The organism is Parabacteroides sp. AF18-52, assembly GCF_003479145.1.
Lineage (GTDB): Bacteria > Bacteroidota > Bacteroidia > Bacteroidales > Tannerellaceae > Parabacteroides > Parabacteroides faecis.
Window position 1 is genome coordinate 1 of the sequence record NZ_QUGR01000012.1, and the last position, 20,312, is coordinate 20,312.

Sequence of the window (20,312 nt, forward strand, 5' to 3'; positions counted from 1 at the left end):
TAGTACTAATAGCCCGAGACTTTCTTTTTCCGGAGAAAGGGTTGATATATCAGCAGGTGGTAGGTAGTAATACCTGTCATATGGCTCAAAGAAAATGAGTTACGTTAAAGTAACGTTGTCCAAGTCAAACATCTTAAAAGGTATTAAGGTGGTTATAGCGTTGGGGATCCACCTCTTCCCATTCCGAACAGAGAAGTTAAGCCCAACCACGTCGATGGTACTGCGTAAAAGTGGGAGAGTAGATAGCCGCCGTTTTAGTAAGCGAGAGCTGAAAGGTAGAAGGAGTTCATTCGAAAGAGTGGACTCCTTTTTTGTTTTATTCTTCCCGATAATATTAACCTTCTTCTGATTGCACGAATCAAATAAGATATTTATCTTCGCTATCTGAATCAGTATTCATAGAAAAACATATAATGAAAAGAAGAGCCTTTCTTAAATCGTCACTATTAGCAGGTGCAGGAGTCGGATTTAATCATTCCGCTCAATCTGCTGCTTCTTCCTTAAATGAACAAAACAAAGAACAAAAGGAAATGAAAAAGAAACCCCATGTCATTTTTATTATGACCGACCAGCATCGTGGAGATGCATTGGGGTGTATGGGGAATAAAGCTGTGATTTCTCCTAATCTGGATAAATTGGCAGCAGAAGGAACTTTGTTTGTAAACGGTTATTCATCAGCTCCCAGTAGTACGCCCGGACGTGCCGGTCTGTTGACAGGTTTGTCTCCCTGGCATCATGGTATGTTAGGCTATGGCAGAATGGCGGAACAGTATAAATATGAAATGCCTCAGATGTTGCGTAATCTGGGTTATTTTACATTTGGCGTTGGAAAGATGCATTGGTTCCCACAGAAGGCTCTTCATGGTTTCCATGCCACTTTAATCGACGAAAGCGGTAGAGTTGAATCAAAAGACTTTATCAGCGATTATCGCGAATGGTTCCAGTTGAATGCTCCGGGGAAGAATCCGGACTTGACAGGCATTGGTTGGAATGATCACGGCGCCGGTATTTATAAACTGGAAGAACGTTTGCATCCGACTACCTGGACCGGACAGACAGCCTGTGAACTTATCCGTAATTATGATAATGATAAGCCTTTATTCCTGAAAGTATCTTTTGCCCGCCCTCATAGTCCTTATGACCCACCGAAGCGTTATTTGGATATGTATAAGAATACAGAAATACCCAAACCGTTTATAGGGGACTGGTGTGGCCAGTATGCAGAACGTCTCGATCCAGAGAAGGTTGCATCCGATGCTCCTTTTGGTAATTTAGGAGACGAATATGCCGTTAATTCAAGAAGGCATTATTATGCAAATATTACTTTCATCGACGATCAGATAGGACAGATTATCGCAGCCTTGAAAGAGAAAGGTATGTATGATGATGCTGTAATTTGCTTTACTGCCGATCATGGAGACATGCTGGGGGATCATTATCATTGGAGAAAAACTTATCCGTATGAAGGTTCGGCTCATATTCCGTATATTGTAAAATGGCCATCGTATGTTGATAAAATTGTTCCGGCCGGAACGAAGATCGAGCAACCCGTTGAACTTCGTGATTTCCTGCCTACCTTTATTGATCTGGCAGGCGGTGCAGTTCCTCCCGATATGGACGGAAGCTCGTTGCTGAAGCTGGTACAGGGGCGTGGAAATGAATGGCGTAAATATATCGACATGGAACATGCCACCTGTTACAGTGCAGATAATTATTGGTGTGCTTTGACGGATGGTAAACTGAAATATGTATGGAATCTCCATAATGGAAAAGAACAGTTGTTCGACCTGGTAAAAGATCCGGGTGAACTGGTTGATTGTTCTTCAAAACCCAAGTATGGTAAACAACTGAAAGAACTCCGTGAAGAGATGGTTAAACATCTTTCGGAACGAGGAGAAGCTTTTGTGAAAGATGGTAAATTAATGACGTTGGAAAAGACAATGCTGTATAGTCCGAATTTCCCTCAAAAATAATGGTTCTTATAAATTCTTTAAACAGTGTAGTGTATGATCAGAAAATGTATGCTCCTGCTTGTTGGGGCAAGTTGTTTAATTGGTTCAGCTATGGCACAAGATAACCCGATCCTGTTGTTCCCGAAGGGGGCACCTGGTGAGACAACCAAGCTGATAGAAAAGGCTGATACCGATGGAGGTAAAACCGGTGGTGAAACAGTCTTGCGGGTTACCAATGTGAGTGAACCGACGATTACGGTTTATCCGGCTCCCGATGAAGTGGCAACAGGCGCGGCAATGGTTGTGTGTCCTGGTGGCGGCTACAATATTCTGGCTTACGACCTGGAAGGAGATGAAGTTTGTGAATGGTTGAATAATCTGGGAATAACAGCTGTACTGGTCAAATATCGTGTTCCTCGCCGGGAAGGCCGTGAGAAACATGAAGCACCATTGCAGGATCTGCAGCGTGCAATCGGTTATGTCAGAGCGCATGCAGAAGAGATGAATGTCGATCCGCAACGTATCGGTGTAATGGGATTTTCAGCAGGGGGGCATCTTTCTGCTATGGTTAGCAATAGCTTTGATAAGCGGACCTATCCGGCAGTCGATGCAGCAGATAAGGTTAGCTGTCGTCCGGACTTCTGTCTGTTGGTCTATCCGGCTTATTTGGACGGTGAAAACTTCGGGTTAGCACCGGAGATTAAAGTGACATCGGCTACACCACCGACTATGTTGATTCAGACGGAAGATGATAAATCTTATATTAACAGTAGCCTTTTCTATTATTATGCCTTGAAAGAGGCAGGTGTTCCTGTCTGGATGCATTTGTATAGCAAAGGCGGACATGGTTACGGTTTGAGGGACACGGGGGCGGCTGTCAATGAATGGCCTGACAGGGCTGAAGACTGGTTCCGTGAAATAGGGGTAATAGAATAAAAAAACTAAATAGAGTACAGAGATATGGAGATTCTTCGTATCTTTGTACTCACAAATCATGGGGCTGACCGGTTTAGACAGCGGGCAGAAGTGGTTTGTAAGCATGTAGTGCGTGGTTGGCTTGCACTTAAATCTCAGACAACGAACAATTAACTGGCGAAAACAATTACGCTCTCGCTGCTTAATCGAAGTATAGTAGATTCAAGCTTAATCCCTGCAATAGTTGCGGGGACGTGACATCACCCGGATGCTGTTGCTCCGAAGCGTTCCGATCAGGTGGTGCAGCAATATCGGAGATAGTCTGAAATGAGCCTCGGGTTTCGGACGAAAATTTAGAGGATAAGGATTAAGTGGGTGGCTTCGGTCTTGCTTGATCCCGACAATCGAAGGCGAAGATAAACATGTAGAAAGCAGATTAGTTCCTCGTTTGGACGAGAGTTCGAATCTCTCCAGCTCCACAAAAAAAGGCTAATAATCATTGATTATTAGCCTTTTTTTGTTTCTTGATTGACTGAATTATAAGTTTATTTTCTTGTTTTTATCAGAAACCGGAATGCCTACATAAGAATATTGGTATTCACCGGCACGCTGGTGCGGTAATATATCGACCGCTTTAACAGCGATGTTTCTTCCGGTCTTGGTTGCAACCAGGCAAGTGGTATGTAATTTACGTTTTTCCAGATCGAAAACTTTATTGGGATCGAAATGTTGTCCGTTGATACGTACTTCAAAATGCAGATGTTCTGTAGTCGCTCTTCCGGTCCGGCCTGTTAATCCCACCGGATCACCTGCTTTTACACGTTCACCTACTTTTACAAGATTCTTGGAATTGTGGCTGTAAACAGTTTCCAATCCGTTATAATGACGGATGACAACTACATTACCATAAGCAGCATAAGGTTTTGCTATACGGACAATGCCGTCAAATGCTGCAACTATCGTATCGTTAGCGCATGTTTTCAGATCAACACCCGAATGATGTCTTCTCCGTCCGGCGTAAGGAGATATGACTTTTGCTCCGGGTAAAGGGAAAGCATAATCTTCTTCAGTGATAAGAGCCAGATCAATAACCAGTGAGTTATCATTGGCAAGTAACTTGGGATCGGGGACTGCTATATCTGCTTTTTCGCGTAGAGAGAAATCTTCTGTAATATCTTTGCGTGCATATTCTGTTTTTCCTAATTCCGGTGCAGGAGGAAGAAATATATAATCGACTTTGGGAAGCGGAACTTCGCTTGCCGGAGGAGCGATTGCAACTTCCTGAGCGGTTACTGGTAGTGGTGATTGCACTGATAGTACCGATGAACAGGTGCTTAGTGTTATGAGTGTAATAAATGATAATATGTAACTATAGATCTTAGGCATTATGAAAATAATTTTTTAGCTGGACAAAAATAGAAAAAACAATCCAGTCTAAAGTTCTAATCAGGAATACTTTATAGTTCTTTTTCATTTATTTATGCTTTTCAATGGTCGGGGTAGTGGAATTGACAAGTGATAAAACAGAAAAAGGCGCCAATCGGAATTGGACACCTTTTTCTATATAAATCAATAAGAAATGAAATATTTATCTCTGTTATTTCTTAAAAAGAGATTTAGCTATACCCATCTCCAAGCCGCGAAGTTCAGCTAAACCTCTTAGACGGCCGATGCAGGAATAACCGGGATTTGTTTTCTTTTTCAGGTCGTCGATCATCTGGTGGCCATGATCCGGACGCATAGCGATCGAACAACCGCGTTTTTGTTGCAATTCAAGCAGCGCTTTCATTACGCCATACATATCTACATCGCCTTCCAGGTGATTTGCTTCGTAGAAGTTTCCTTCAGCATCACGTTGTGTACTGCGGAAGTGGACGAAATCGATACGGTCGCCATAGCGTTCCATGATACCAGCTAGATCGTTGTCGCTGCGGACACCGAATGAACCGGTACACAGACACAGACCATTACTTTTATTGGGAACTGCTTCTATCAGCTTTTTGAAGTCATCTTCCGTACTCAGGATACGCGGTAAACCGAGAATAGAGTAGGGAGGATCATCCGGATGGATAACCAGTTTGACACCGGCTTCGTCGGCTACCGGAGTAATTTCTTTCAGGAAATAGATCAGGTTGGCACGCAGTTTTTCTGCATCGATATCTTTATAGCGGTCTAATGCTTCCTGGAATTGTTCGACAGTGAAACTTTCTTCAGATCCGGGCAGGCCGGCGATCATATTGCGGGTAAGCAACAGGCGATCGTCTTCCGTCATTATATCGAAGCGGGCTTTTGCTTTCGCTTTTTCTTCTGCCGAATAGTCGTTTTCTGCTCCCGGACGTTTCAGGATGAAAAGGTCGAATGCTATGAAAGCGGCACGTTCGAAACGAAGTGCTTTGGATCCGTCCGGCATTGTATAAGCCAGGTCGGTACGTGTCCAGTCGAGTACAGGCATAAAGTTGTATGTAACAACATTGATTCCACATTTACCCAGGTTACGTAGGCTTTCTTTGTAATTATCGATATATTTTTGAAAATCTCCGGTTTGTGTTTTAATATGTTCATGTACAGGGACACTCTCTACAACAGACCATCTTAGACCGACTTCTTCGATCATTTCTTTCCGTTTCATGATCTCTTCCACTGTCCATACTTCCCCGTTGGGGATGTGATGCAGGGCATTTACGATACCGGTAGCTCCGGCCTGTTTGATATCCCAGAGGCTGACGGGATCATTCGGCCCGTACCAACGCCACGTTTGTTCGCATAAATACATAAGTGTATCGTGTTTATGAATTATTAGATAGAGAATGCATCGAAACCGCCATCCACAATAGCAATTGTTCCGGTTACGAATTTAGATGCGTCACTGATTAAATACTGGATCGTACCGAACAATTCATCCGGTGTACCCAGACGTCTGAACGGTGTATGGGCGATAACTGATTTAGCACGTTCCGTATAAGAACCGTCCGGGTTGGTCATCAGTGTTCTGTTTTGTTCCGTCAGGAAAAATCCCGGAGCGATCGCATTTACACGCAAACCTTCACCGAATTTAATAGCCAATTCACCAGCCATGTATTTGGTCAGGTTGGAGATAGCAGCTTTGGCAGCACCATATCCGACAACACGTGTCAGCGGACGGAGAGCCGATTCGGAAGAGAAGTTCACGATGGCACCTTCTTTTTGTTGTGCCATTACTTCGGCGAATACCATTGTCGGAAGTACGGTTCCAAACAGATTCAGGTCTACCACTTTCTTAAAAGCATCGATCTGCAGGTCGAATATATTGCTGTCCGGACCGATGGTCGCACCTGCCATATTACCACCTGCTGCATTCAGCAATGCGTCGATCCGGCCATATTTGGCAAGGATATCTTTTTTATTCTGTTCAAGTGTTTCTTTGTTCAAAACATCAGTCAGGAAGAAACAGGCTTCACCACCTTTTGCTTTAATATCGGCAATGATCTTTTCACCGGCTTCTACGGCACGGTCAAGGATTACGACTTTAGCACCTTCTTCAGCCAGATGGCCTGCGATTCCGCTACCCAGGATACCGGCTCCACCGGTAATAATGACAACTCTGTCTTTAATACAAAATAAATTAGCCATTTTATATATGATTTTTATTGTGATATTTTCATTTTATCGCCAATATGTGCGCGAGCACACATTGAATGCAAATGTATAGTATTTATTTGTCAAACAAAAAAAATATCGAAGAAAAATAATTAATTTATGCCTTTAAATATAGTTGTTGTAATACTTAATGTTCTCTTTAATAAGTATATCAATGGGCATGTAGTTGATTTGTTCGACTTTTTCCTTCAACACCAGATGGCGGAACAATGCACGGACGCAATTGAATCCTTGTACTTCCGGACGCTGTGCGATCAGGTGAGTGATATATCCGTCGTTCAGATGATTCAGGTTCGAGTCGATCACATCGTAACCGATCAGTTTAAAATGTCTGTCGATATCCTGGTTCCGGAAATAGTCTCCCAGTACATGTGCCCTGGAATTAAAGATAATACCGGCCTTGATCTCTTCGTGTGTTGCGAAGAAAGAGTCGAGTATCTCTTTATTTTCCTCCGATTCGTCGGCATGGATATGTACCGGATATATTTTCCCCAGGAAATCATGACCGTACAGGTAGTCACGGAAACCTTCTTCGCGTTTCATCACCTGTGTCGAATGCATGTCTCCTTTACGGATAAAGCGGAAAATGGCAATGTTATCTTCCGGTTGTATCTGTTCGAAAAGCAGTCGTCCGGCAATGTATCCGGAATCATAGGAATTGGTTCCGTAATAAGCGATGCAGTTTGTGTTTTCGATAAAGGCATCGATCAGCACGTAGGGTATCTCCAGCTTATCGAGTTGCTGAGTGAGCTGGATGACACTCTCTTTGAAAAGAGTGGCTATGATCACTCCCTGGCAATCGGCCTCTTCGATTTTCGGTATCAGATTGTCGAAACTGCTTTTATCATACTGGTTGAAGAACATTCGGTCGACCTCGATATTGTAACTGAATAGTTCCTGCTCTGCTTTGTTGATCCCTTCGGACAGTTTGGCCCAGTATTCGCCTTGTGCAAAAGAAGGTATCAGTGTTATGAACTTATACTTCTTTTTAAGTGCCAGCGAACGGGCTATCAGATTCGGATGATAGTCTATCTCTTTTAAAACTTTTTCAACCTTCTTCTGTGCTTCTTCCGATACTTTTCCGCGGTTATGTAATATGCGGTCGACAGTTCCGGTGGATACACCGGATAATTCTGCAATGTCTTTAATTCTGTAAGTCTTCCCCATAGGGCAATTTTGTTATCATAAGTAACCCGTAGACTTTAGAAATCTACGGGCTGTTTAGTGTTATTCAATTTATAATTCTTCAATAATTTGCAAAGGTGCATTAAGTTTACGGAAAACATAGCCATACATTACATAGATAAGAGGCATTGCTACAAAAATTCCTATCCCCAGCACGATAAGTCCCAGTATAAAAATACCGATCATTGCCAGCATAAGTAAAAACAACGGCATTTCTTGTCCGCGGGTTATTTCCCAGCTGCGTTTCAATGATTCGATGATCCCGGCATCTTCTTCAACAATGAAAGCTGTAAAGAACTGTAACCGTATGGCCAGGTATATACCCGGGATAACGAACAGGCAGATACCGAACAGGACGATGATCCCCATAAAAATATTAGCCACGAAATAAGTGATGATTTTACGGGCTTGCTGACCGTAGGCCGAAAACTGCGGCTCTTCTCCATCCAGAGTCTGGAATATGTTTTTCATGTATCCCAGAGCAAAGATACATGAGATAATACAACTAATCAGATTGATAACGATTGTACCCACTATGGATTTCTGCATAGGCATAGCAAATGCACTTAAAGTGAAAGAAATTATGGTCATACCGATCAATAATCCGGACAAAACCCATATCTGAGCTTTGGTCCGTTGCCATGAAGTGCTACATACTTCCGAAATTGAAAACTTTGGTCCCATCAGCTTATTGATTAATTAAGTTTATAGATAGCTGTAAATTTAAACTAAATTATTGAATAAGCAAACCTCGTTTTAAGAATATATGCAAATTTGGACTAATTTACTTTCGATCCGTCAAAATATTGGCTATCTGTTTGATCTCTACATATAAATAAAGCTATTTTTTAGTATAAAAGAATGTATAAACGGGAAAAGTACAATAAAAAGATTTTACATTTGTACGTTTTTTAGGATATGAGTCCCCTGTTGTCGAGCCTGATAATACAAGCCTTCAAATAAAAAGTATGAAACTATTAATAGGCAGAAATATATTAAATTATAATTATGAATAAACAAATGTTGAGAACTACTATTACCCAATTAAGGCAAATTGCGTTATTTGCAGTGGGAGTGTCTTTATTAACCGCCTGTGGAAACAGCCAGGGGGGTATGAAGTTAGGCGACAGTGAATATGCTGTAATGACCGTTAATTCTTCTTCTTCCGACCAGTCAACCTCTTACCCCGCGACCATCAGAGGTACGCAGGATATCGAAGTTCGTCCACAGGTATCAGGGTTTATTGTTAAGTTATGTGTTGATGAAGGGGCAACTGTGCGTAAAGGACAGGCCTTGTTTGAAATCGATCCGACACAGTATAAAGCTGCCTACAACCAGGCGAAAGCTGCGGTAGAGATGGCACAGGCAAATGTCAGTACGTTGGAGTTGACCGAGAAGAATAAGAAAGAGTTGTATAATAAGTCCATTATCAGCTCTTTTGAGTATCAGACCGCTGTCAACCAGCTTGCTTCGGCCAGAGCCACTTTGGCACAATCGGAAGCATCTAAGGTGAGCGCAAAACAAAATCTGGATTTTTGTACGGTAACCAGCCCATCCAACGGTGTTGTTGGAACTTTCCCGTATCGTATCGGAAGTTTGGTCAGTCCGTCTATCTCCAGTCCGATGACGACAGTTTCGGAGATCGGAGAGGTATATGTTTATTTCTCCATGACGGAAAAAGAATTGTTGCAGCTGACGAAGGCTGGCGGTACTTTGAAGGAACAATTGGATAAGATGCCGGCCGTTCAGTTACAATTGGCAGATGGTACTATGCTGGATGAAAAAGGAAAGATCGATGCTGTCAGCGGTGTGATCGACCAGTCTACCGGTTCGGTAAGTATGCGTGCCGTATTCCCCAATGACAAGAATATCCTGCGAAGCGGTGGTACGGGAAATGTTGTATTCCCTTATACAATGAATGACATCATTATGATCCCGCAGTCTGCTACGGTTGAAATCCAGGACAAGAAATTTGTATATGTGCTACAATCGGATAATACGATCAAGAATACGGAAATTCAGGTATCTCCTTTGAGCGACGGACAGGTTTACCTGGTGACCGGAGGATTGAAGGCTGGCGACAAGATCGTTGTCGAAGGTGTCCAAAGTTTGCATGACGGTCAGGAAATTAAGCCAATCACTAAAAGCGAACAGGCTGAAAAATTTCAGCAGGCGATGAAAGACCAGAGCGAAGGAAATTTAAAAACAGCTTTTAATTAATTAAAGGTATAGAAAGGACCGGGTTCCCGTCCGATTCTTCCGTATATAAAAAAGTAAAATATGAAATTAGATAGATTTATTAACCGTCCGGTGCTTTCAACGGTGATCTCCATCTTGATTGTCATCCTGGGTATATTAGGTTTGCTCACACTGCCTGTTACCCAATATCCGGACATTGCCCCCCCTACCGTTTCGGTACGGGCCACTTATACAGGTGCCAATGCGCAGACTGTATTGAATAGTGTGATCGCACCTTTGGAAGACCAGATAAACGGGGTTGAGAACATGATGTATATGACATCCAATGCCTCGAACAATGGTTCTGCCGATATTTCCATATATTTTAAACAAGGAACAGACCCCGATATGGCGGCTGTCAATGTGCAGAACCGTGTATCTATGGCTCAGGGTCTGTTGCCCGCCGAAGTAACAAAGGTCGGTGTGACGACCCAGAAACGTCAGAACTCCATGTTGATCGTTTTTGCCGTTTACGATGCAGAAGACCGTTACGATCAGAAGTTCCTTGAAAACTACGCAAAGATCAACCTGATCCCGGAAGTACAACGTGTTCCTGGTGTGGGTGATGCTAACGTGTTGGGTACCGACTACTCTATGCGTATCTGGTTGAAACCGGATGTGATGGCACAATACAAACTTGTACCTAACGATGTTTCCAACGTATTGGCAGAACAGAACGTGGAAGCAGCTCCGGGTTCTTTCGGTGAACAGGGAAATCAGACGTTCCAGTACACTATCCGTTATAAAGGACGTTTGCAGACGGCTGATGAGTTTGAGAATATTGTTGTAAAAGCTCTTGCCGATGGCGAGGTGCTCCGCCTGAAAGATATTGCCGACATTGAACTGGGACGTTTGACCTATAACTTTGTCAACAAAGTAAACGGACATAGCGCTGTTACCTGTATTGTTTACCAGATGCCTGGAACGAATGCTACGGAGACTATCAATGAAATTCAGGAACTGTTGGTGAAATCGGAAAAGACGATGCCGCCGGGAATGAAGGTGGAAGTTTCCATGAATGCCAACGACTTCCTGTATGCCTCTATCCATGAAGTGTTGAAGACTTTGCTCGAAGCATTTATTCTGGTGTTTATCGTTGTTTATATCTTCCTGCAGGATTTGCGTTCGACCTTGATTCCGGCTATTGCTATTCCGGTGGCCCTGATCGGTACCTTCTTCCTGTTGTCGTTGATCGGGTTTAGTGTAAACTTGCTGACACTTTGTGCGATGGTGCTTGCCATTGCGATTGTGGTCGATGATGCGATTATCGTCGTCGAGGGGGTCCATGCCAAGTTGGACCAGGGTTATAAATCGGCGAAGCAGGCATCTATCGATGCGATGAGTGAACTTGGCGGTGCTATCGTTTCAATTACACTGGTGATGATGTCCGTGTTTATCCCTGTTAGTTTCATGGGAGGTACGGCCGGTATATTTTACCGTCAGTTCGGTGTGACGATGGCTATTGCAATCGGTTTGTCAGCTTTGAATGCATTGACGCTGAGTCCGGCACTATGTTCTATCTTCCTGAAACCTCACGATGAACATGGCGAAAAGAAATCTACTTTTATATCCCGTTTCCATACCTCTTTCAATGTGGCATACGATTCGTTGCTGAAAGGTTATAAGAAGCGTGTCTTGTTTTTCATCCAGAAGAAATGGCTGGCATTTGGTACGGTAGCTGCTTCTATTGCATTGCTGATTTTCTTCATGCAGGTAACGCCGACCGGTATGGTACCGAATGAAGATACGGGTACGATCATGGGAGCTGTGACATTGCCTCCGGGTACTTCTCAGGAACGTACGCAGGAAATCATGCAACGTGTCGATAGCCTGATTGCTTCCGATCCTGCAATTAAATCGCGTACGGCAATTACCGGTTTCAGCTTTATCGGTGGCCAGGGACCGTCTTACGGTTCTTTCATCATCAAATTGAAGGACTGGGAAGAACGTTCGATGACACAAAGTTCGGATGTGGTTTATGCCAGTTTGTTTATGCGTGCCCAGAAAGTAATAAAAGATGCACAGGTTTTGTTCTTTACTCCGCCTATGATCCCGGGTTATTCGGCTTCCAGCGATATCGAGTTGAACATGCAGGATAAGACAGGTGGTAGCCTGGATAGATTCTTCTCTGTTTCCAAAGAATATATGGCTGCATTGACGAATCGTCCGGAAATCAAATCGGCCCAGTCGACTTTCAATCCGAACTTCCCGCAGTATATGATCGATATCGATGCGGCAGCTTGTAAGAAAGTTGGTATCAGTCCGAGCGATATTCTTTTGACTCTGCAAGGATATTATGGAGGTTTGTATGCCTCCAATTTCAACCGTTTCGGTAAGATGTATCGTGTAATGGTGCAGGCTGATCCTTCCATGAGAGCCAATATGGAGTCTTTGAAGAACATTAAGGTAAGGAACGGTGACGAAATGGCTCCGATCTCCCAATTCATTACGATCGAGAAAGTATATGGACCGGATATTATCAGTCGTTTCAATATGTACACCTCTTTGAAAGTGATGGTTGCCCCAGCCGAAGGTTTTACCAGCGGTCAGGCGTTGAAAGCAATCGAAGAAGTCGCAAGTACATCACTTCCTACCGGTTTCGGTTATGAATTAGGAGGTATGGCCCGTGAAGAAGCGGAGACAAGCGGAAGCACAACCGGTCTGATCTTTATCCTTTGTTTCGTTTTCGTCTACCTGTTGTTGAGTGCACAGTATGAAAGTTACATTCTTCCGTTGGCGGTAATGCTTTCAATACCGTTTGGTTTGATGGGTAGCTTCCTGTTTGTACAAGGTTGGGCTGCTTTAGGTAGCATTCCGGCATTGAAGATGATTCTGGGAACAATGTCGAACAACATTTATATGCAGATCGCATTGATCATGTTGATGGGTCTGTTGGCAAAGAACGCTATTTTGATCGTAGAGTTTGCTCTCGAACGTCGCCGTATGGGTATGAGTATTACCTGGGCTGCGGTATTAGGTGCTGCCGCTCGTCTGCGTCCGATCCTGATGACCTCTCTGGCAATGGTAGTCGGTTTGTTGCCTATGATGTTCGCTTTTGGTGTAGGTGCACACGGTAACCGTACTTTGGGTACTGCTGCTATCGGCGGTATGTTTGTCGGTATGGTCTTCCAGCTCCTCATCGTTCCGGCACTGTTCGTGGTCTTCCAGTACTTGCAGGAAAGACTGAAACCGATCGAATGGGAAGATCTGGACAACAGTGATCTGAATACGGAAATAGAACAGTACGCTAAAAAATAAGTGAGAAGACAATGAAGAAAAATCAAGTTATATATATGATGTGTGCAACCGCTCTACTGAGTAGTTGCCACATTTACAAAGCATACGACCGTCCTGATACGATAGAGACCGCCGGTATTTACCGTGATCCGGTATCAGTAACGGACACCCTGGCTGCCGATACGACCAATATGGGAAATATACCCTGGACGGATATTTTCCGTGATCCGAAACTGCAGTCTTTGATTGAAGAAGGATTGGCAAACAATGTGGATATGCAGGCTGCAATTCTCCGTGTGGAAGAGTCGAAAGCGTTGCTGACAGCCGCCCGTTTATCTTTCCTGCCGTCTCTGAATCTGGCTCCGCAAGGTTCGACCACGACGATCGGAAGTTCTAGTTTTGCCAAAGCATATACCTTACCGGCAGCAGCAAGCTGGGAAGTCGATCTGTTCGGTAAGCTGCTGAATGCAAGCCGCGACCAGAAAACGATCTATCTGCAAAGCCAGTATTCACAGCAGGCAGTACGTTCACAGCTTATCAGCGGTATCGCCAATACCTATTTTACTTTGCTGATGCTCGACCGCCAGGTAGAGATTACAACAGAAACAGTTGATATCTATAAAGAAAATGTACGCGCGATGGAAGCTATGAAGGAGGCAGGTATGACCACCGAAGCTGCCGTTGTACAGATGAAAGCCGTATACCATCAGGTTTCCTCTTCACTGATCAACCTGAAACGTCAGGTTCGTGAAGTAGAAAACTCTTTGTCGGTACTGTTGGCGAAAGCCCCCCAGCAGATCGAACGTGGCAGATTGGAAGATCAATATATTCCGGATGAACTGATGGCAGGTGTACCTTTGCAATTGCTGGAAAACCGTCCGGACGTGAAGATCGCAGAAATGTCGCTTGCAAGCGCTTATTATACAACGAACAAAGCACGTGCTGCTTTCTATCCGGGGTTGAATATTACGGCTACTGCCGGTTGGACGAATGGTTCGGGTATTACAGTTTCCAATCCGGGACAATTCATGTTCCAGGCATTGGCATCTCTTGCACAGCCAATCTTCAACAACGGCAAGTTGATGGCTAACCTGAAAGTGTCGAAAGCGGAAGAGAAGATCGCTCAGATGAATTATCAGCAGGCTATCCTCCAGGCAGGAAAAGAGGTGAGCGATGCATTGCATCTGTACGATGCAACCAATAAAATGCTGGTTCAGGATAAAGAACAGATCGCACAACTGGAAAAAGCTGTAGAATATACGAAAGCGTTGTTCCAGTCGGCTGAGTCTACTTATCTGGAGATCCTGTCGGCCCAGCAGAGCCTTTTGAGTGCACAATTGACAGAAGTATCCGACAACGTTCAGCGTATGCAGGCTGTTATCAACCTGTATAGTGCTGTAGGTGGAGGAAGAGAGTAATAACCATTAAAACTTAGATTATTATGATTAGTCCGTTAGCTTATGTAGATGCCGGTGCAAAACTGGGAGCGAACGTTACTGTTCATCCGTTTGCATACATCGATAAGAATGTCGAGATCGGCGATAATTGCGAGATCATGCCTCATGCCAGTATCATGAGTGGTGCACGTCTGGGGAAAGGTAACCGTGTATTCAATGGGGCTGTTATTGCGGCAGAACCCCAGGATTTCAAATATAAAGGCGACAGTACGCTGGTTGTTATCGGTGACGATAATGTGATTCGTGAGAACGTAGTGATCAACCGTGCTACGACTCCGGAAGGGCAGACCTTTATCGGTAATGGTAATTTCCTACATGAAGGGGTGCATATTTCACACGATACACATATCGGAAACCATTGCGTATTGGGTTACGGTAGCAAGGTCTCCGGTAATTGTTTCTTTGAAGATTATTCGATCTTCGGCGGAAACGTCTTGGCAAGCCAGGGCAGCCGTGTCGGTACCTGGTCGATGACACAGACCGGTTGCCGTTTCCGTAAAGACGTTCCTCCTTATATCGTGGCGGCTCAGGAACCGACTACTTATTATGGCGTTAATTCTTTCATCCTGTCACACCAGGGGGTAAGCGATAAGGTCATTAAACATATCAGCCATGCCTACCGCATCATTTATCAGGGTAACACCAGCCTTTTTGATGCCTTGCTGATGATCAAGGACCAGGTGCCGATGAGTGATGAAATACAGCATATCATTGATTTTATCAATGATTCCAAACTGGGGATTATCGGAAGATAACAAGCTTGTATATAAAAGGGGACGAGGATATCTGCATAGGTATCCTCGTTTTTTTTGTCTTTACCCAGGCCTCTAACCGATGAACTATCGGTTGTCTTACTAAAAACTAATTTTTATTATATGATAAACTATTTCCCGGTATATTACAAACTATTTATATGCTGTAGTACTAATGTCTGATATGTTGTACACCTTATATGTGATATCCTGTACTACTTATATGCGATAAGGTGTACAAGGTATGTATAGTTTGTTATATACCAGGAAATAGTTTCCCGTTTGTCTGAAGATACTTTCCTGTAATGTGAGTAATACTTGTTATGTAACTTCTGAATGGCATATTTATATGAATATGTATGGAGAGTTTGAAAATAAAAGTCTATCTTTAGGAGGATGATTAAGAAAATAAAGTAATAACTGTACAATCTGATATAAAAAGTAAATCCATGAGTATAAGGTATAAATTTACTCCTATTTATGACAATCTGAATAAGGATGGGGAGAAAGTAAAAGGGTATTATCCGCAAGTTGTCAGTCGCGGAACAATTCATAAAGATAAGTTATTCGACCATATTTCGCATGGTTCGGCACCGCTTCGGGCGGAGTTATCCCGTTCGTGGATGCTGATAGAAGATTCCATAATCGAACTATTGGAAGAGGGCTTTGACGTTTGTCTGAATGATTTCGGGACTTTCTCTGTTTCAGCCGAAAGTCGCCTTGTAGAAAAGAAGAACGAGATACGTGCCGAGTCGATCACAGTAAAAGGGCTTAACTTTCGTACTTCCAAAGCGATCAACAGAAAACTGAAGAAGGCAAAGTTTGAACGCGATCCGGAAAATGGATATTGAATAGGATGCAAGAAGATTCGTTTCTTTGTAAGGTATTCAAATATCGTTGTTCTTTTTATATATCAATAATAGTAAGGTAACAAAGAACAGGAAAATATTCATTACTAATGATCGTAATATGATTGTATTACTTTCGTTGCTTTCTGTATATATATCCCTAAAGTAGTTAATTGCTGTACTGGATACAAAAGAAAGAAGCAACCAGATGATATATTCAAGATAGAGTATTTTGTTTTTTCTTTTGCACCGTGTATAAATGATAATGAAAAAGAACCAATATGAAGTACTTTCAATTGCATAGAAGAATTGAGCTTCAAACCCAAAGAATAAGTTTTTAGCGAAACTTAGAATTAATATTCCAATAAAGAATATTGTTGTAGGTAATATATATCTATTCATAGACATTTGTTTTTGCTTTTTGATACTCTATAAAACTCTCTAATATATATAAATTGATTGAGTATAAGAAAATATAGAAAAGAATATTACCATATTATGATGTTATTATCGTATGTAAAGATTCTTCCTTTTAACCTGAAATTTCTTTTATCTAATATTGTATATATAGTATTTGATGGAACTTGATGTGCATTGAATCCTGTATTTTTATTTTCTGAAATAGGAATTGAACTCCAATGGCTAATGTTCCAGTAAGCCAATTCATAATTATCAATATTGTCTATAATGTGAATTTTTGATAGATATTGGGTGAGATTAATATCTACCTTACTCTCATTGTTTATTTTATATTTTCTGATATTACCGAGAAAGTCTACCGAAAGAGGACTGTCAATTGCTTTTATTCCATTGTAATTTGTTTTAGTGATTGGTAAATATATAATAGATCGTCCCATATTATGAAAAAGGTATAACTGTTTTTCAAATAGACTTCCTTTAGAGATTTCTTTCCATTTATTATTATTGTATACTGCCAAATAGACCTCTTCGGGTATAGATTTTATTGAAATTCTGATATCTGTTGTTGGTATATAATTGTTTGTTACATCTATATAATTGTTATTGTCGAATTGTTCAGTATTACTTGATTCTGTTATTGAATATATTTGTCTAAATATTTTAGGTGGATGGGCGGCTAGCCAATTTCCTGTTTGTAGCATTACAGGGTTGCAGCATTCATCGAAATAGACAACTTCTGTATGGCCATTATCTGTACTTCCCCATAATGGGATATAGTCCTTAGTTGATGCTATACCCATAGATCGTAATGCTAATACTATAATATCGGCTATAATGGAACAATTACCTTTTTGGTAATAGAGAATTTCTTTATAATCTAATGAGGGTTTAAGATTTAAAGCATCACAGGAGTAAGATATTTGCTTATTTATATCTTTAATGATTAATTGGGAGATGTTTTTTATTGTTTTCTCATTTTTCATAGTATCAATCATTGGTTTATATCGTTTTATAAAGAATGATCTCCAGTCTACTAGATTTTCTTTATTTATTCTATATGGAAGGATATATTCATAAAATATACTTTTTGTATATCCCTTAGACCATGGGAAGTTTTCCCATGCATAAAATGCGTAGTCACAATTTTCTATTAAATATTGAGCATTAATGTGTTCCATATCATTTATGGAATCTATCTCTAAATGAAAGTTTAAAGAGTCTAATATAGATTGATAATTATTCTTATCTATATGTGTATCAAATAAACAGAAATTATTCTTTCTGTTTAATGTATCTTTGACTATTAATTTGTAAGAATATTTATTCTTCATATTCTTGATTAGAAATAGTACAGCATTGTATTTTTTGTTGTCGTTTTTATAGTGCTTTAAAACTTTCTTTAGCTCTTTATTGTTTCTGCTATAAGATAGTATACTGTAATTGTTGTTTAATGTATTAATTGTACAAATTGATATTGTTATAGATAATAATACTATAAGTGTTTTTTTATTTGTTGTATATTGAAATGATTTCATTTGCTTCTTCTTTTATTTTTAGTGTTGTGTAAGATGGTATTTTGATCTTAAAATCTTTGATTAACTTGGCGGTTTTTATCATTTCATTTTTTTTATCGTATTCTTTGTATAATAGCATTAACTGATATAAAGGAAATATTCTGTTTGGAACCATTTTAAATGCATGTATATAGCAGTTTTGAGCATTGTTGAAATTATTAGTGTTTTTATAGTTGTTTCCTTTTAGTATCCAAATGAACGAAGTGTTCATATGTTTTAATACTTTTTCGAAATAAATATTACTTTCCTCATTTTTATTACAGTTAGATAATATAACCGCGTAATCATATAGAAATAGAGTGTCATATTTTAATTTATCTTCAATCGAATTGTAAATTAAAAGTTTTTCTTTATCAGGTATTGAAGTCTTTTTTGATTCTTGCCAAATAGTGTAAGCATAATTCCTGTTAATTGTCGTGTTTATAATTTCAAAGTAGCAAATCGCTAATGATATAATTATTAATTTATGATGTGTTCTGTTGAATGAAAGCAAAAATCTCTTATCAAAAGATGCTAATATACCTGTAAAGGTTGTTATTGTTAATAATGTTTCAACCCTTCTGAGTGGATAACTAAATAGTGAAAGAAGAAAAATAGATAGTATTGTATATTTTACAGGAGAGACGATGAATTTATTTTTTTCATTTTTAATCGTAAATAAGTATATTGTGAAAACGAAGGTTAATATTATACCAATTATTCCATATTCTGCTCCTATTTGTAGTATTTCATTGAATCCATATTTTGTGTTGTCAGCAAATTTTATGTATTTACTGTCAGGGTTCTTTTTAAAGTAGGTCATTTGATATTCCGGATATATAGAATAAAATGTATTATAACCAAAACCAGATATAGGTCTGTTGAATATCATATTTGTAGTTATTTTGTATATAAGAATTCGGCCATCTACCGAATCTTTTCTATGGTTAATTAGATTATATAATGAGAATATGCTAAGTAAGATTATTATTGGAGCAAAAATAATAGATTGTTTGAGGTTTATTTTTTTGATATATTCTATAAATGAATTACTATTGTTGCAGTAAATTAGTATACTGCATGTTAATACTGATAGAATACCATTTCTTGAATCTGTTAGGAATATAGTAAGAATGATTGGAAGTAATAGTATTCCAAATATTATTTTATGTATAGTATTACTGTTTAGAAGTAAATAAAATCCGATAGGATAGGTTATAGCTAAATATATACCTGTTATACCTGAGTTTCCCATTATACCGATTAAAGGCATTGTATAATTATTGACAATTGACATGACAGCATGAATGGTGCTTATCGATATGATTAGTCGTAAAATGTTAATATTCCATTTTGTTTTTGATATTGAGTAAAATAAGATAAGATAGGAAATTATTGTATAAGTGTCTTTTTCCCAATTGTTTATATGTGAAGTGATATAAACAATTCCTATGATAATATAGATGTCGTATATCTGTATATGTATTTTGTTTTTGGATAATAAATGGGGTAATATGAGAATTGCACAGGTACTAAAAACTAATATTTCTTTTATGTATATGTAATTTGTTCTATTTGATATTAAAGGAAATAAAAATAGTAAGCTTGCTAATGTTAGATTAGTAAAGATCTCAGTATTCTGTTTTTGTTGAAAATTGAATCTCTTTCTCATTGAAAATAATATAATCTTAGAATTAGCCTATTCAACTAAGATGTAATAGGCTAATTCTGATAATAACTACTTTTTTATTTTATATTTCACAATACCTACTACAATTAATATGATTGTAAAAGTTAAGAATATTGCTTCTATATTGGATAATATATAGTTTTTATTTAGATTATTCACTATGTTTGATTTATAAAATATCAATGACTGTATAATATAGAATATAAATGAAAAGGAATAAAATTCTTTATATATAATCTGTTTTTTTTGTATGTATCTAGAAGTACAAATGAAAAAAAATAGACAAGGCCATGATAACATAAGACTCCTATAAATGAGATTTGTTAAATCTTTACTACCTCCTTCTATTATTAAATTGGATAGAAAGAAGAATGCATATATAAGAATGGCAAATAAAATCCATTTTAAAATATATTTCATTTTGTTCTA

The 20,312-nt window shown here is 39.9% G+C and carries 14 protein-coding genes, 1 rRNA gene and 1 other RNA gene; 9 read left to right on the plus strand and 7 right to left on the minus strand.

Going from position 1 to position 20,312, the window contains the following annotated elements:
- The first annotated feature begins 144 nt into the window (after window positions 1–144).
- The 4 genes from rrf to ssrA all read left to right on the plus strand — a co-directional run bounded on the left by rrf (window position 145) and on the right by ssrA (window position 3,349).
- Window positions 145–255 (plus strand): 5S ribosomal RNA (rrf, locus tag DWX23_RS17955).
- A gap of 158 nt (window positions 256–413) precedes the next feature.
- Window positions 414–1,973 carry an arylsulfatase gene (locus DWX23_RS17960; protein WP_122375462.1) on the plus strand — a complete coding sequence of 520 codons (1,560 nt, stop codon included), beginning with the start codon at window positions 414–416 and terminating at the stop codon, window positions 1,971–1,973.
- A gap of 33 nt (window positions 1,974–2,006) precedes the next feature.
- Window positions 2,007–2,888 (plus strand): alpha/beta hydrolase, encoded by an 882-nt coding sequence (locus DWX23_RS17965; protein WP_122375463.1) that lies wholly within the window; start codon window positions 2,007–2,009, stop codon window positions 2,886–2,888.
- A gap of 60 nt (window positions 2,889–2,948) precedes the next feature.
- Window positions 2,949–3,349, plus strand: a transfer-messenger RNA (tmRNA) gene (gene ssrA, locus DWX23_RS17970).
- 55 nt (window positions 3,350–3,404) lie between these two features.
- Here the strand turns inward: ssrA and DWX23_RS17975 are convergent.
- The 5 genes from DWX23_RS17975 to DWX23_RS17995 form a co-directional block, all read right to left on the minus strand.
- A complete protein-coding gene (locus tag DWX23_RS17975) occupies window positions 3,405–4,256 on the minus strand; it encodes a M23 family metallopeptidase (protein WP_233587669.1) in 852 nt (283 codons plus the stop codon).
- 208 nt (window positions 4,257–4,464) lie between these two features.
- Window positions 4,465–5,640 carry a mannonate dehydratase gene (gene uxuA / locus DWX23_RS17980; protein WP_122375465.1) on the minus strand — a complete coding sequence of 392 codons (1,176 nt, stop codon included), beginning with the start codon at window positions 5,638–5,640 and terminating at the stop codon, window positions 4,465–4,467.
- Between the two features lie 23 nt (window positions 5,641–5,663).
- A complete protein-coding gene (locus DWX23_RS17985; protein ID WP_122375466.1) occupies window positions 5,664–6,476 on the minus strand; it encodes an SDR family oxidoreductase in 813 nt (270 codons plus the stop codon).
- A 132-nt stretch (window positions 6,477–6,608) separates the two neighbouring features.
- Window positions 6,609–7,670 (minus strand): LacI family DNA-binding transcriptional regulator, encoded by a 1,062-nt coding sequence (locus tag DWX23_RS17990; RefSeq protein ID WP_122352172.1) that lies wholly within the window; start codon window positions 7,668–7,670, stop codon window positions 6,609–6,611.
- Window positions 7,671–7,739: 69 nt separating this feature from the next.
- Window positions 7,740–8,372, minus strand: coding sequence for a glycerophosphoryl diester phosphodiesterase membrane domain-containing protein (locus DWX23_RS17995; RefSeq protein ID WP_122352173.1), 633 nt, complete (start codon window positions 8,370–8,372; stop codon window positions 7,740–7,742).
- A gap of 324 nt (window positions 8,373–8,696) precedes the next feature.
- Between DWX23_RS17995 and DWX23_RS18000 the strand changes: the two genes are divergently transcribed.
- The 5 genes from DWX23_RS18000 to DWX23_RS18020 all read left to right on the plus strand — a co-directional run bounded on the left by DWX23_RS18000 (window position 8,697) and on the right by DWX23_RS18020 (window position 16,223).
- Window positions 8,697–9,908 (plus strand): efflux RND transporter periplasmic adaptor subunit, encoded by a 1,212-nt coding sequence (locus DWX23_RS18000; protein WP_122375467.1) that lies wholly within the window; start codon window positions 8,697–8,699, stop codon window positions 9,906–9,908.
- A 60-nt stretch (window positions 9,909–9,968) separates the two neighbouring features.
- Window positions 9,969–13,184, plus strand: coding sequence for an efflux RND transporter permease subunit (locus DWX23_RS18005; RefSeq protein WP_122375468.1), 3,216 nt, complete (start codon window positions 9,969–9,971; stop codon window positions 13,182–13,184).
- 11 nt (window positions 13,185–13,195) lie between these two features.
- Window positions 13,196–14,581 carry a TolC family protein gene (locus tag DWX23_RS18010; RefSeq protein WP_199673323.1) on the plus strand — a complete coding sequence of 462 codons (1,386 nt, stop codon included), beginning with the start codon at window positions 13,196–13,198 and terminating at the stop codon, window positions 14,579–14,581.
- A gap of 23 nt (window positions 14,582–14,604) precedes the next feature.
- Complete coding sequence (gene lpxA / locus DWX23_RS18015) at window positions 14,605–15,375, plus strand: acyl-ACP--UDP-N-acetylglucosamine O-acyltransferase (protein ID WP_122375469.1); 771 nt, start codon at window positions 14,605–14,607, stop codon at window positions 15,373–15,375.
- 446 nt (window positions 15,376–15,821) lie between these two features.
- Window positions 15,822–16,223 (plus strand): hypothetical protein, encoded by a 402-nt coding sequence (locus tag DWX23_RS18020; RefSeq protein ID WP_122375470.1) that lies wholly within the window; start codon window positions 15,822–15,824, stop codon window positions 16,221–16,223.
- 485 nt (window positions 16,224–16,708) lie between these two features.
- On the opposite strand, the gene DWX23_RS18030 is transcribed toward DWX23_RS18020, so the two are convergent.
- A complete protein-coding gene (locus DWX23_RS18030) occupies window positions 16,709–18,175 on the minus strand; it encodes a transglutaminase domain-containing protein (protein WP_122375472.1) in 1,467 nt (488 codons plus the stop codon).
- Window positions 18,147–19,865, minus strand: a complete 1,719-nt coding sequence (locus DWX23_RS18035) for an O-antigen ligase (RefSeq protein WP_122375473.1) — start codon at window positions 19,863–19,865, stop codon at window positions 18,147–18,149. The genes DWX23_RS18030 and DWX23_RS18035 overlap by 29 nt, the downstream gene beginning before the upstream one ends.
- Between the last annotated feature and the right edge of the window lie 447 nt (window positions 19,866–20,312).